Origin of the sequence: Lentzea jiangxiensis, from assembly GCF_900104175.1 — a bacterium.
Classification (GTDB): domain Bacteria; phylum Actinomycetota; class Actinomycetes; order Mycobacteriales; family Pseudonocardiaceae; genus Lentzea; species Lentzea jiangxiensis.
Genome location: NZ_FNIX01000001.1, coordinates 820,268 through 832,724, shown reverse-complemented (window position 1 = coordinate 832,724; position 12,457 = coordinate 820,268). Strand labels below are relative to the sequence as shown.

Annotated in this window: 13 protein-coding genes; 5 read left to right on the top strand and 8 right to left on the bottom strand. The window is 70.8% G+C overall.

What is annotated here, in order from left to right; genetic code table 11:
* The first annotated feature begins 34 nt into the window (after positions 1–34).
* The 3 genes from BLQ91_RS04165 to BLQ91_RS04155 all read left to right on the top strand — a co-directional run bounded on the left by BLQ91_RS04165 (position 35) and on the right by BLQ91_RS04155 (position 2,776).
* Entirely contained in the window at positions 35–1,399 is a 1,365-nt protein-coding gene (locus BLQ91_RS04165) for a coiled-coil domain-containing protein (protein WP_090095262.1), read from the top strand.
* A 139-nt stretch (positions 1,400–1,538) separates the two neighbouring features.
* Entirely contained in the window at positions 1,539–2,084 is a 546-nt protein-coding gene (locus BLQ91_RS04160) for a GNAT family N-acetyltransferase (RefSeq protein ID WP_090095260.1), read from the top strand.
* Positions 2,084–2,776, top strand: coding sequence for an alpha/beta fold hydrolase (locus tag BLQ91_RS04155; RefSeq protein WP_090095259.1), 693 nt, complete (start codon positions 2,084–2,086; stop codon positions 2,774–2,776). Before BLQ91_RS04160 ends, BLQ91_RS04155 begins: the two co-directional genes overlap by 1 nt.
* 1 nt (position 2,777) lies before the next feature.
* Here the strand turns inward: BLQ91_RS04155 and BLQ91_RS04150 are convergent, their stop codons facing one another.
* Entirely contained in the window at positions 2,778–3,071 is a 294-nt protein-coding gene (locus BLQ91_RS04150) for a hypothetical protein (protein WP_090095974.1), read from the bottom strand.
* Between the two features lie 32 nt (positions 3,072–3,103).
* Between BLQ91_RS04150 and BLQ91_RS04145 the strand changes: the two genes are divergently transcribed.
* Positions 3,104–3,307, top strand: coding sequence for an FmdB family zinc ribbon protein (locus BLQ91_RS04145; protein WP_090095257.1), 204 nt, complete (start codon positions 3,104–3,106; stop codon positions 3,305–3,307).
* On the opposite strand, the gene BLQ91_RS04140 is transcribed toward BLQ91_RS04145, so the two are convergent.
* The 5 genes from BLQ91_RS04140 to dhaK form a co-directional block, all read right to left on the bottom strand.
* Positions 3,304–3,894, bottom strand: a complete 591-nt coding sequence (locus tag BLQ91_RS04140) for a DUF3558 family protein (protein WP_090095256.1) — start codon at positions 3,892–3,894, stop codon at positions 3,304–3,306. The two genes, BLQ91_RS04145 and BLQ91_RS04140, sit on opposite strands and share 4 nt — an antisense overlap.
* Before the next feature lie 43 nt (positions 3,895–3,937).
* On the bottom strand, positions 3,938–5,713 hold the full coding sequence (locus BLQ91_RS04135) for a 3-hydroxyacyl-CoA dehydrogenase family protein (RefSeq protein WP_090095254.1): 1,776 nt from the start codon (positions 5,711–5,713) through the stop codon (positions 3,938–3,940).
* 490 nt (positions 5,714–6,203) lie between these two features.
* On the bottom strand, positions 6,204–6,911 hold the full coding sequence (gene dhaM / locus BLQ91_RS04130) for a dihydroxyacetone kinase phosphoryl donor subunit DhaM (protein ID WP_090095253.1): 708 nt from the start codon (positions 6,909–6,911) through the stop codon (positions 6,204–6,206).
* Entirely contained in the window at positions 6,908–7,534 is a 627-nt protein-coding gene (gene dhaL / locus BLQ91_RS04125) for a dihydroxyacetone kinase subunit DhaL (protein ID WP_090095252.1), read from the bottom strand. Before dhaL ends, dhaM begins: the two co-directional genes overlap by 4 nt.
* A gap of 1 nt (position 7,535) precedes the next feature.
* Complete coding sequence (gene dhaK, locus BLQ91_RS04120; RefSeq protein WP_090095250.1) at positions 7,536–8,528, bottom strand: dihydroxyacetone kinase subunit DhaK; 993 nt, start codon at positions 8,526–8,528, stop codon at positions 7,536–7,538.
* Between the two features lie 144 nt (positions 8,529–8,672).
* On the opposite strand from dhaK, the gene BLQ91_RS04115 reads away from it, so the two are divergent.
* Positions 8,673–9,665, top strand: coding sequence for an ABC transporter substrate-binding protein (locus BLQ91_RS04115; protein ID WP_090095249.1), 993 nt, complete (start codon positions 8,673–8,675; stop codon positions 9,663–9,665).
* Positions 9,666–9,687: 22 nt separating this feature from the next.
* Here the strand turns inward: BLQ91_RS04115 and BLQ91_RS04110 are convergent, their stop codons facing one another.
* Entirely contained in the window at positions 9,688–11,193 is a 1,506-nt protein-coding gene (locus tag BLQ91_RS04110; protein WP_090095247.1) for an aldehyde dehydrogenase family protein, read from the bottom strand.
* A gap of 99 nt (positions 11,194–11,292) precedes the next feature.
* Positions 11,293–12,297, bottom strand: coding sequence for a DUF3558 domain-containing protein (locus BLQ91_RS04105; protein WP_143022520.1), 1,005 nt, complete (start codon positions 12,295–12,297; stop codon positions 11,293–11,295).
* Positions 12,298–12,457 lie beyond the last annotated feature (160 nt).

Sequence of the window (12,457 nt, the reverse complement as noted above, 5' to 3'; positions counted from 1 at the left end):
TTCGGGGGTGACCCGAACGGGTAGCGTGAGGGGCATGGGCCTCGCCGACGACCGTGACCTCGTCCCACTGGGATCCGGCTTCGACATCGTCAAGCGCGGTTACGACCGCGCCCAGGTCGAGGATCACCTCGAACGCCTCGACTCGGACCTGCGGCTGCTGGCCGCGGACCGCGATGCAGCCGTGTCCCAGACGTCCGACCTGGCGCGCCAGCTGGAAGCCGCACGCTCGGAGATCACCGAGATGCGCAACCAGGTGGAGCGCCTGTCACTGCCGCCGACGACGCTGGAGGGGCTCTCCGAGCGCCTCCAGCGCATGCTGCGGCTGGCCCAGGACGAGGCCAACGAGATCAAGGCCCGTGCCGAGGCGGAGGGCGGGCACATCCGCGCCAAGGCGGAAGCCGACGCGGGTGTGCTGCGCCAGCGCTACGAGAAGCTGATCACCGAGCTCGACGAGCGCCGTGCCGCGATGGAGGCCGAGCACAAGGGCGTCCTCGACACCGCGCGCAACGAGGCGGAGAAGATCGTCTCCGAGGCGGAAGCCGCCGCCCGCAAGATCGCCGACGAGTCCGAGCAGCGCCGCGTGACCGTCGAGGAGGACTTCGAGATCGCGATGGCCGCCCGCCGCTCCGAGGCGATGGCCACCCTGGCCAACCAGGAGGCCACCTCCAAGGCCGAGGCGGACCGCCGCCTGCGCGAGGCGGCCGAGGAGGCCGCCCGGATCCGCGCCGCCGTCGCCGCCGAGCAGACCGCCTCGAAGGCCGAGGCCGAGCGCCGCGTCCGCGAGGCCACCGAAGAGGCCGGCCGCCGCCGCCACGACGCCATCGCCGAGGCCACCGCCCGCATCCAGGAGGCCACCGACGAGGCGAACCGCCGCGTCCGCGAGGCCACCGAGGAAGCCAACCGCCGCACCACGGCCGCCACCCAGCGCGTCGAACAGCTCCGCAACCTCCGCAACCGCCTCTCGCACCAGCTCCACAACGTGCGGACGGCGCTGCAGGACGTCGTGCCGCTGCTCGACCCCGTGGAGGAGGAGAAGGCGCCCACGCCTCCGGCTCCCGCTCAGGGCGGCGCACCGGCTCAGGGCGGCGCACCTGCCCCGGCTCAGGCTGCTCAGGCTCCGGCTGCTCAGGCTCCGGCTGCTGCGCCGGCCAAGGCCGCACCGCAGGTCCAAGCGCAGAAGGCCGCTCCGGCACAGCCCGCGGCTCCGCAGGCTCCCGTCCAGCAGGCCGCTGCTTCGGGCAAGCCCGCCCAGGCCGCTCCGGCGAAGGCGCAGGCCGCACCTCCCGCGACGACCAAACCCGTCTCGGCGCCGCAGTCCGCTCAGCCCACGCCCGCCAAGTCCCAGGTCGACGGCCCCACGGCCAAGCTCGCCCGCCCGCAGACGGCCAAGAAGTCCTGACCGCCGCGGCGTTCTGACGGCGCAAAGCCGAGCTCAAGCAGGGGTTCCGCTCAGGGGCCCCTGTTTTGCGCACGCCGCCGGTGTGCACGCTTCGCACCAATACGATTCGCGTGGACACACACCATCTTGGGGGAACAGGATGTTCGTGAAAGCGCTGGGCACAGCCGGTGCCGAGCTGAGGCCGCTGGAGCCCTGGCAGGCCGAGGAGTTCTTCGCGCACATGGAGCGCGGACGCGAGTTCATCGGGCAGCACATCGGGTTCGCTGACGCGGCCGGGGACCTGGAGAGCGCGCGCCGGCTCCTGCAGGGCTACGCGGACAAGGCGGCGTCCGACACCGGGCGGATCTTCGGGATCTGGCTCGAGGACGAGCTCGTCGGCGGCGTGTTGTTCCGCGTCATGGACATCCCGCAGGGACGTGCGGAGGTCGGGTGCTGGCTGGAGCCGGCCGCGACCGGCCGGGGGCTGGTCACGCAGGCGTCGAAGGTGCTGATCGACTGGGCGATTCGCGAGCGCGGCGTGCATCGGGTTGAGTGGCTCGTGTCGTCGGCGAACGCGCCCAGCATCGCTGTCGCGCGGCGGCTCGGGATGACCAGGGACGGGGTGCTGCGCTCGTACTTCCTGCACCGCGGGGTCCGGCAGGACCTCGAGGTGTGGTCGGTGCTGGCGCCGGAGTGGGAGAGCTGATGGACGATCTGGTGCTGCTGCACGCCTTTCCGCTCGACGCGCGGATGTGGGACGTGCCGGGCGCGCTCACGCCGTCCCTGCGCGGGCAGGGCGAGCCGGACCTCGACTCGGTCGCCGTCCAGGTCCTGGGCGTGCTCGACGAGCGCAACCTCGACCGCGTCGTGCTCGGCGGGTGCTCGATGGGCGGCTACGTGGCGATGGCGCTGGTCAGGCGCGCACCGGAACGCGTCAAGGGCCTCATTTTCGTCGACACCAAGCACACCGCGGACGCACCCGAGGCCGTCGCGAACCGGCACGCGATGGCGGACCGGGTCGAACGCGAGGGCGTCGGCGAGTGGCTCGCCGACGCGGTGCTGCCGAACCTGCTGGGCCCCGGCGCCTCGGACACCGCGCGGGCGCGGACCCGCACCATGATCCTGGAGCAGCGGGCCGAAGACGTGGCGTGGTGGCAGCGCGCCATGGCCAAGCGCCCCGACTCGACGGACGTGCTGGAGTCGCTGGACGTCCCGTCGCTCGTGCTCGTGGGCGAGCACGACAAGCTCACACCGCCCGACGTGGCCGCGAAGCTCGCGATCAACCTCAAGCACTCCACCAGCGAACGCATCGAGAACGCGGGGCACCTGCCGCCCGTCGAGCAGCCGGAGGAGTTCCGCACCCGGCTGGAGCGGTGGCGCAAGCAGGTCGGTCTCTAGGTCACCAGCGGCGCGCGGTCGGCCCACGCCGGCCGCGCGAGTCCCAGCAGCCCTGGTGCCAGTGCCGGCGCTCCTCCACCGAGCCCGCGTCCTCGGCGCGCCACGCCACGACGTGCGGCACCCCGGGGCGGATCTCGTGGTCGCAGCCGGGACAGCGGTAGGTCTTCTGCGCCTGCGAGCCCGAGATGGCGCGGACCAGCCAGTCGCCGTCCGGACCCGACTCGGCACGCGCCCAGCCGACGCCACCGCCGAGTGGTCGGTGGTTTCCCGGTTTGGGGCTGTTGCGACGTGGCACGGCCACACGGTAACCGCTCGTAGAATCGGGGCGTGCCGACCTACGAGTTCCGTTGCCGAACCTGCGACGACACCTTCGAGCTGCAGCGCCCGATGAGCGAGTCGTCCTCGCCGGCGAGCTGCCCCGACGGGCACGCCGACACCGTGAAGCTGCTGTCGATGGCGGGCATCGGCGGCACCCTGCAAGCCCCCGCGGGCGGTGGCGGCGGGTGCTGCGGTGGCGGCTGCTGCGGCTAGGCCGTCTCGCGGTCGATCATCACTTCGGCGATCTTGCGGCCCTGGTCGCAGACGCTGCCGAACTTGCCGGACGAGTCGATGACGATGATGCCGAGCCCGCCGCCCTCATAGGGAACGACGAGCACGCACGACGGTTCGACGTCCTCCTCGCCGGAGCGGTCGAGGTACGTGACCTTGTGGTCCTTCACGTCCCACTCGCCGGTGGTGCGCTCGATCGTGATCTGCTTGCCCTCGCGGTACCGCAGGGAGACGCCCACCTCGACGTTGTCGATCTTCGTTGTCCACCGGCACGACTGGTCGAACGTCGAGTCGTAGTTGATCTGCGTCGGCGGCGTCTCGGCCTTCGTGCCGGGGTAGGGCAGGTCCGTCCACTTCAGCCTCGCGCAGATCGGCGAGACCTCACCGTCGATCGGCGCCGTCTCCGGGTCCTCGGGATCGGCGGACGCGCTGGGGTCGGCCGAGCTCTCCTGGTCGAACGGCGACGTGGCGTCGAGCGGCGCCTGCGCGACCGGACTGCCCTCGACGGACGTCCGGGCACAGCCGGACGCGAGCACGAGGACAGCCAACAGGAGCACCAGTCGCCGCATGCCCCCACCATGCCAGACGCGACATGGTGCCCCTGTTAGCGGATCACGAGTAGTCCCGGAACCCCTTGCCCGTCTTGCGGCCGAGGCGACCGGCCGTGACCAGGTGTTCCAGCAGCGGCGCCGGCGCGAAGCCGGGCTCGCGGAACTCGTTGTAGAGCGTGCGCTGGATCGCCAGCGACACGTCCAGCCCCACGACGTCCAGCAGTGCGAACGGTCCCATCGGCAGGCCGCAGCCGACCTTCATCGCGTTGTCGATGTCGTCGGCCTCGGCGTAGTGGGCCTCCAGCATCTTCACCGCGTCGTTGAGGTACGGGAAGAGCAGCGCGTTCACGATGAACCCCGCCACGTCGCCGCAGTGCACCGGGTGCTTGCCGAGGTCGAGGCAGATCTTGCGAGCCGTCGCGACCACGTCGGCGGCCGTGGAGATCGTCTCGACGACCTCCACTAGTTTCATGACCTGCGCGGGGTTGAAGAAGTGCAGGCCCACGACGTCCGCGGGCCTCGACGTGGCCGCCGCGACCTCGATGACGGGCAGCGAGGACGTCGTCGTCGCGAGCACCGCGCCGGGCTTGCACACCTCGTCGAGCGCCGCGAAGACCTCCTTCTTGATCCCGATCTCCTCGGCCACGGCCTCGACGACCAGGTCGCAGTCGGCCAGCTCCACGAACTCCACCGCGGGCGAGATGCGCGCGAGCGTCGCGTCGCGGTCCTCCTCGGACAGCTTGCCCCTGCTGACCGCGCGCTCCAGCGACTTGCGCACCGCGCCGATCGCCTTCTCGGCCTTGTCCAGGCTCCGGGCGCGCAGCACGACGTCGTACCCGCGCTTGGCGAACACCTCCGCGATGCCCGTCGCCATCGTGCCCGTGCCGATCACACCGACCCGCTGCACCTCGCGGGTCTGCGCAGCGCTGTCCACCTGGGACGGCGTGTGCACGTCGTCGACGACGACCGGCGAATCCGGCCCGTCGTAGGTGTAGAAGCCGCGCCCGGACTTCCTGCCCAGCAGACCGGCCGTGATCATCTGCTTGAGCAGCGGCGCTGGCGAGTGCAAGCGGTTGCGCGACTGGTGGTACATCGTGTCGAGGATTTCGTACGCGGTGTCGAGACCGATGAGGTCCAACAGCGCCAACGGACCCATCGGATACCCGCAGCCGTACCGCATGGCCGCGTCGAGGTCCTCGCGCGTCGCGTACTTCGACTCGAGCATCTTGACCGCGTGGTTGAGGTACGGGAACAGCAGGGCGTTCGCGATGAACCCGGCCCTGTCCCCGATCACGACCGGCGACTTGCCCAGCCGCTCGGTGAACGCCACGACGTCCGTGATCACGTCGGGTTCGGTGACGACCGTGCGCACGACCTCGACCAGCTTCAACACCTGTGTGGGGTTGAAGAAGTGCAGGCCGACGACCTTGCCGGGCCGCCGGGTGTGCACACCGATCTCGGTGATCGACAACGACGACGTGTTCGACGCGATGATCGCCTCGGGCGCCAGGATCCCGTCGAGTTCCTGGAAGATCCGCGCCTTGAGCTCGATGTTCTCCGGCACCGCCTCGACCACCAGGTCGCAGTCCGCGAGGCTCGCGAGGTCGAGACTCGTCGTGACCCGCCCGTGCAACGCGGCCTTCTCGTCGCCGGTGAGCTTCTCGCGCCGGACGGCCCGCTCCGTCGAGTGCTCCAGGTGCCCGAGCCCGCGCTCGACACCCGCCGCGTCGACGTCGACGACCTTCACCGCGATGCCGGTGCGCGCGAGTACCTCCACGATGCCCGCGCCCATGGTTCCGAAACCGACGACTCCGACGGTGTTGATTTCGCGCGCCACTGCAGACCTCCCTGCGGGTAAAGCGTGAGCTACCAAGGAGTAACTTGCGGGCGACTATGCCACTCCTCCCGCCGGACGAGGCCGTGAGCTTCGCCATCGGGATCGAAACAGTGATCGGTCCAGGGTGAGGGTCGAGCGGAGCGTTTTGCCTGCTGAACCCGTGTGGGGGAACGGAAGGCTGCGCCATGTGAGGGGACGGCCCGATGGTTCGGAGGGGAGGCCGTGCGCGACAGGATCGCGTGAACGAGGGCTGGTGGCGCGAGCCCCTCAGCACCTGGTTACGCGGCACGACTCGACGGTATGAAGCCATGCTGCGCCCGACCTCGCTCCGGCCGCCGCGTTCCTCGCAGCCTTACCCGCACAGCTCTTAAGCCGCAGAGCTTCCGCGCCCACAGCTTCCGAGCCGCACGGCACCCAACCAGACAGCGCCCAACCGGACAGCGCCCAACCACGCGGAGCAGGCCGCCCCACACCATCCCGTTGTGCGGCGCTAGTCGTCGAACCCCCTCTCCGCCAACTCCTGGATGCGCCGCACCGCCTCGCCCGCGTCCTTGCCCGTGGCGACCACCGTGATCGACTTGCCGCCCGGCGCGCTCAGGCCCATCAGCGCCAGCACGCTCGCGGCGTTCGCCTCCTCGGCGCCGTAGCGGACGACCACGTCGGCGTCGAGCTCGGCGACGGTGCGCGCCAGCAGTGCGGCTGGACGCGCGTGCAGGCCGACCTCGTTGGTGAGCAGGACTTCCGCCGTCACCGCGTCCGGCACCAGGTGCAGGTCGGGGCGGGCCGGGGCGGCTGCCGGGACGTCGCCGGACGCTCGTTCGGCGGCGGCCGCGACGTCCGCCAGCGCCGCGCCTCCCTGGGCTGCCACCGAGGCGGACACCGCGCCCTCGACCAGGGGTGCGTCCACCACGGTGTAGCGGGACGGGTCGTCCGCCGACTCGACCGCCATCTCCGCGGTCATCTTGGCGCTGCCGAGGTCGTAGAGGACCACGACGCCGGCGCCGGAGTCGGCGTCGGCCAGCGCTTCGACGACCGCGCCGTAGTCGGTGCCCAGGCCGCCCTCCTCCGTGCCGCCCACGGGCAGCACGGCCACGTCGGGGGCCATCTGCGCGGCCAGTTCGGCCACGCCGTTCGCGAGCATGTCGCTGTGCGACACGACCACCAGGCCCACGCGGCCGGTGCCGGAGGCCGCGGTCATGCCCGGGCCGCCGCGTCGGCGAAGGCACGCAGCAGCAGCGCCGTCGAGCGGGCTCCCGGGTCGAGGTGGCCCGCGCTGCGCTCGCCGAGGTACGAGGCCCGGCCCTTGCGCGCCACCATCGGCACCGTCGAGGCGGCGCCTTCCTCGGCGGCGTCGGCGGCCGCGGACAACGCCGCGGCCACCGAGCCGTTCACGCCCTCGGCCGCCGCCACGGCCGGTGTCAGGGCGTCGACCATCGTCTTGTCGCCCACCGCGGCCTTGCCGCGGGCCACCACGCCGTCCAGGGCCCCTTGCAGGGCTCGCGCGACGGCGGCGGGGTCCAGTTCGGCGGCGTCGCCGACCGCGGCCGAGGCGCGCAGGAAGGCGGTGCCGTACAGCGGACCCGCCGCGCCGCCGACCGTCGAGATCAGCGTGGTGGCCACCAGCTTCAGCACCTTGCCGGGCGTGTCGGGCGGCTCGGCGTCCAAACGGGACAGCAACGCGGTGAAGCCGCGCTTCATGTTCTCGCCGTGGTCGGCGTCGCCGATCGCCTGGTCGAGGCGCACCAGTTCGTCGCGGTGCTCCTGAACGACGGCCGCGGCGGCTCGCAGTGCCGCCACGACGTCCGCTGCCGTGCACCCCACCTCAGACTCCCCACCGCAGCGCGGGCGTGTGGACGGGCGCGTCCCACAGCGAGACCATCTCGTCGTCCAGCTTCAACAGCGTGATGCTCATGCCCTGCATCTCCAGGCTCGTGATGTACGGGCCGACCAGTCTGCGTTCCACCGTGATCCCCCGATCCGCCAGCAACTGCTCCGCGATGCCGTGCGCCAAGTACAGCTCGATCAACGGAGTCCCGCCCATCGAGTTCGTGAACAGCAACACCCGGTCGCCCGAGGAGAACGGCAGGTCCTCGAGGATCGGCTCCAGCAACGCCGACACCATGTCGGACGCCGTCCCGGCCGCGACCTTCCGACGGCCCGGCTCGCCGTGGATGCCGATGCCGACCTCCATCTCGTCGTCCGCCAGCTCGAACGACGGCGAGCCCACGTGCGGCACCGTGCACGAGGTCAGCGCCAGACCCATCGAGCGCACCGACGCGATGACCCGCAACGCCAACGCCTCGCAGGCAGCCAGATCGTCACCGCGCTCCGCCGCCGCGCCCACGATCTTCTCCAGCAGCACCGTGCCGCCGACGCCACGGCGCCCGGCCGTGTAGAGCGAGTCCTTCACCGCCACGTCGTCGTCGATCACGACCGACCTGACCTCGGACTCCGCCAGCTCACCGGCGGTCTCGAAGTTCAGCACGTCGCCGGTGTAGTTCTTCACGACCAGCAACGCCCCGGCGCCGCCGTCGGTCTTCGAGACCGCGTCCAGCACCTGGTCCGGCGTCGGCGAGGTGAACACGGCACCGGGACAGGCGGCGTCGAGCATGCCGCGCCCGACGAACCCGCCGTGCAACGGCTCGTGGCCCGCCCCTCCCCCGGAGATGATCGCGACCTTGCCCGGAACCGGGGCATCCGCGCGCACGACGACCGCCGGGTCGTGGTGCACGGTCAGCAGATCGGAATGGGCGGCCTGCATCCCCCGCAGCGAGTCCTGCACCACGGTTTCCGGATCATTGATGATCTTCTTCATCGAACAGACCTCCCGATCGGCGGTGACCGTGTTCCTTCTTACTCCTGGGGTCTGACACTCGGAACGGGCAAAGGACCCGGCTACCGTGAGCCCGCCCCAACAACCGCAGGTCGAACTCACGTTCCGTAGTGGAGGAACACCGTCGTGCCGAAGAGAGCAGCGCTGCTCGCAGCAGTCGCCCTGACCCTGACCGCCTGCACCAGCACGCCGGAGAAGCCCACCGTCGCCCAGGGCGGCGAGGACTTCGGCAAGGCCACCCAGCTGAGCAACGGTTTCGGCACGACGCAGAAGCCCGGCGAGTTCCCCCGCACGGTCAAGCACGCGATGGGTGAGACCAAGCTCGAGAAGAAACCCGAACGGGTGATCGTGCTCGACACGGGCGAGCTCGACAACGTCGTGGCGCTCGGCATCAAGCCGGTCGGCATCGCCTACACCGACGGCTCCCCCACCATGCCGTCCTACATCGGCGAGAAGGGCGGCACGCCCGAGAACGTCGGCACCACGAACAACCTCAACCTCGAGGCGATCACCAAGCTGAACCCGGACCTGATCCTGGGCTCGCAGCTGCGCGCGGAGGCCCTCTACCCGAAGCTCTCGGCAATCGCCCCGACCGTCTTCTCGGTGCGGCCCGGCTACGTGTGGAAGGAGAACTTCCTGCTCAACGCCGCCGCGCTCGACCGCCAGGCCGACGCCGCGAAGATGCTCGAGGACTACACGAACAAGGCCGTCGAGACCGGCGCCGCCATCGAGAAGAAGCTCGGCGTGCGCCCGACCGTGACGGCGCTGCGCTTCATGCCGGGCCGCATCCGCCTGTACGCCAAGAAGTCCTTCATCGGCACGATCCTGGTCGACGCCAAGATCCCGCAGCCGTCACCGTCCCAGGTGGACGACCTGGCCGCCGAGGTGAGCGCCGAGGAGATCGGCAAGGCCGACGCCGACTTCGTCGTCTACTCCACCTACGGCGACCCGGCCAAGACCGCGCAGGCCTCGGTGCTCGGCGGCCCGCTGTGGAGCGGTCTCAACGCCGTCAAGGGCGGCAAGGCCAAGCCGGTGCAGGACGAGACCTACTTCCTCGGCCTCGGCGTGCTCGCCGCGAACGTCGTCCTCGACGACCTCAAGAAGCAGCTGGGCGCCTGACACCCGCCCGCGCGGGTGCTCTTCAGCGACCGAAGAGCATCCGCGCGAGGCGCAGCATCTGCTTGCCCGCCATGGACGACCTGTCGAACGTCGCCATGTCGATCAGCGACGCGAACTTCTGCTTCGTCACGGCCTTGGCGTAGGCGAACTCGCGCAGCCCGTCCTCGCCGTGGATGCGCCCGAAGCCGGAGTCGCCGACGCCACCGAACGGCAGCCCCGGGATGGCCGCGTAGGTCAGCACCGAGTTGACCGACACCATGCCGACCCGCAGCTCCGCCGCCAGCTCCTCGCCGCGCGACTTCGAGAAGACGGCCGCGCCCAGCCCGTACTTCGACCGGTTCGCGAGCCGCACGCCCTCCAGCGCGTTCGGCACCCGGTTGACCACCACGGTCGGTCCGAAGGTCTCCTCCGTGATCGCCAGCGAGTCCTCCGGCACGTCCGTGAGCACCACCGGCTCGACGTACGGCGGCCTGATCGAGTCCGGCCCGCCCACGAGCGCCTTGCCGCCGCGGTCCAGCGCGTCCCGCACGTGCTCGCGGATGACCTCCACCTGCGCCGGCATGGTGATCGGCCCGAGGTTCGCATTCGGCTCGCCGCCCGGCTTGAGCTTCTTCGCCCGCTTCACCAGGATCTCGGTGAACTCGTCCGCGACCTGCTCGGCCACGTAGATCCGTTCCACACCCGCGCACGTCTGGCCGGCGTTGGACACCGCTCCCCAGATCGCGGCCTCGGCGGCGGCGTTCAGGTCGGCGTCGGAGTCGACGATCAGCGCGTCCTTGCCGCCGCACTCGACCAGCACCGGCGTCAGCGACCGGGCGGCCGCGGCCATGACCTTCTTGCCGGTCCGCGTGGAACCCGTGAAGGCGATCTTGTCGACACCGGACGCGCACAGCGCCGCACCGGTCTCGCCGAAGCCCGTGACCACCTGGAACACGGGGTGCTCCGGTACCGCCTCGGTGAAGGTCGAGGCGAGGAACGTGCCGACGCCCGGCGTGAACTCCGAGGGCTTGAACACCACGGCGTTGCCGGCGGCCAGCGCGTACGAGATCGACCCCATCGGCGTGTGCGCCGGGTAGTTCCACGGCCCGATGACGCCGATGACGCCCAACGGCCGGTACTCCAGCGTCGCGCTGTGGTTGAACATCAGCATGCCCGACGAGACCCGGCGCTTGCCCAGCACGCGACCGGCGTGCCGCGCGGCCCAGTGCAGGTGGTCCATGACCAGCGCGACCTCGACGCGGGAGTCGTCGGCGGGCTTGCCGGTCTCCGAGCTGATCAGCGCGATGAACTCGTCCGAGCGCTGCGACAGGATCTTGCGCCACGCGTCGAGCTTGGCCTTGCGCCCCTCGAAGCCGAGGCCCGCCCACCACGCCGCGGCGTCGCGCGCCGACGTCACCGCGTCCTCGACCTCGGCGGCCGTGTGGATCGGGTGGTGCGCGACGACCTCGCCCGTGCGCGGGTCCAGTGATGCGAACCGCCGCTGCTCGCCATCGGCCGACAGCGCGCTGTCCGAAGCGGTCTGCGTCATGGGGCCCTCCCGGTACTCGCCAGTAACCTCGACCCTAACGGGTACTGGGACAACTTTCAGCCCCCGCGTCGCGTCGCCGGTCTCCCGACCGGGCCGCGGTCACGAGGGCAGGCTGGGGATGACGCCCTTGGCGAAGGCCTGCACCGCCTGGCAGCGGTCCAGCGTCTTGTCCTTGGTCGCGCCGACGCTGAGCTCCACGATCTCACCCGCGTCGCTCGAGTCCTTGGTGCGGACCACCACGAGCTCGCAGGTAGGGAACGGGCCGTCCTTGAGCACCTGGTAGCCCTTCGGCCCGCCCAGGTCGACCTCGGCGGACTGGGTGTCGAACTTGCCGTCCCTGGGGATGCGCGCCGTCTTGAACTCGATCTGCATCTGCGCGCTCTGACCGGACCACGAGCACTGGTGCAGGCCGAACGCGAGCATGCGCGGCGACGCACCGACCACGGGCGCCAGCGTCGCCTTGTCCACCACCGCGCACGGGTCGACCTCGACCGGGGACCCCTTGGGCGGGCTGTACTTCTGCGGGTTGCCCCTGAGCTTGCGCACCACGCCCTCGAGCAGCTTGCGCGCCGGCTCGCACGGCTCCGCGCCCTCGCTGCCGACGCCGACCTGGACGCGCACGGCCTGCGGCGGGTTCTCCTGCGTCACCGCCGTGATCGCGCACGTCGACGTCAGCTTCTGCTCGCTGCTCTTGAGCCCCGCGATCGTGTTCCTGGCGTTCTTCAGCTCGGTGGACGTCAGGGTGTAGCCGATGTCCACCGTGACGTTGAGCGTCTTGCCGCCCTTGTCCTTCATGTAGTTCGAGCAGCGCGTGTAGCTGCTGCTCGTGTACCTCGACGGCGTGCCGACGGTCTGCAGCAGGTCCTTCTCGATCAACGCGCACGGGTTGACCAGCCGCAGCCGCTCCGCGGCGAACGCGGGGTCGACCGGCCTGTTCACCGGCGCGGACGACCTGGTCGACGGTTCGGCCGACGTCGTCGTGTCGGCGCCCGCCTGCACGGTGCGGCGCGGCGAGTTGGTCTTGGCAAGACCCGGACCGGTCGTACAACCGGCCATCAGCAGCGCGGCGGCGGCGACCACGGCGGCGGCACGAAAACGAGGCACGACGTGCACGGTAGCGACCTTCGCGGACGTTCGTGGCCGGTACCCCGAGTTGCTCCGTGGCACATGTCACGCAGCGCTACGGGAACGATTCAGAAGATCGACGCGCTGTACCGGGTGAAGACCCCGAGAAGAGGAGAGACGTGCGCAACCGAATTCGCCG

Coding starts and splice junctions, on each gene's coding strand:
- BLQ91_RS04165 (WP_090095262.1), top strand. CDS start 35: ATGGGCCTCGCCGACGACCGTGACCTCGTCCCACTGGGATCCGGCTTC.
- BLQ91_RS04160 (WP_090095260.1), top strand. CDS start 1,539: ATGTTCGTGAAAGCGCTGGGCACAGCCGGTGCCGAGCTGAGGCCGCTG.
- BLQ91_RS04155 (WP_090095259.1), top strand. CDS start 2,084: ATGGACGATCTGGTGCTGCTGCACGCCTTTCCGCTCGACGCGCGGATG.
- BLQ91_RS04140 (WP_090095256.1), bottom strand. CDS start 3,894: ATGCGGCGACTGGTGCTCCTGTTGGCTGTCCTCGTGCTCGCGTCCGGC.
- dhaM (WP_090095253.1), bottom strand. CDS start 6,911: ATGACCGCGGCCTCCGGCACCGGCCGCGTGGGCCTGGTGGTCGTGTCG.
- dhaK (WP_090095250.1), bottom strand. CDS start 8,528: ATGAAGAAGATCATCAATGATCCGGAAACCGTGGTGCAGGACTCGCTG.
- BLQ91_RS04110 (WP_090095247.1), bottom strand. CDS start 11,193: ATGACGCAGACCGCTTCGGACAGCGCGCTGTCGGCCGATGGCGAGCAG.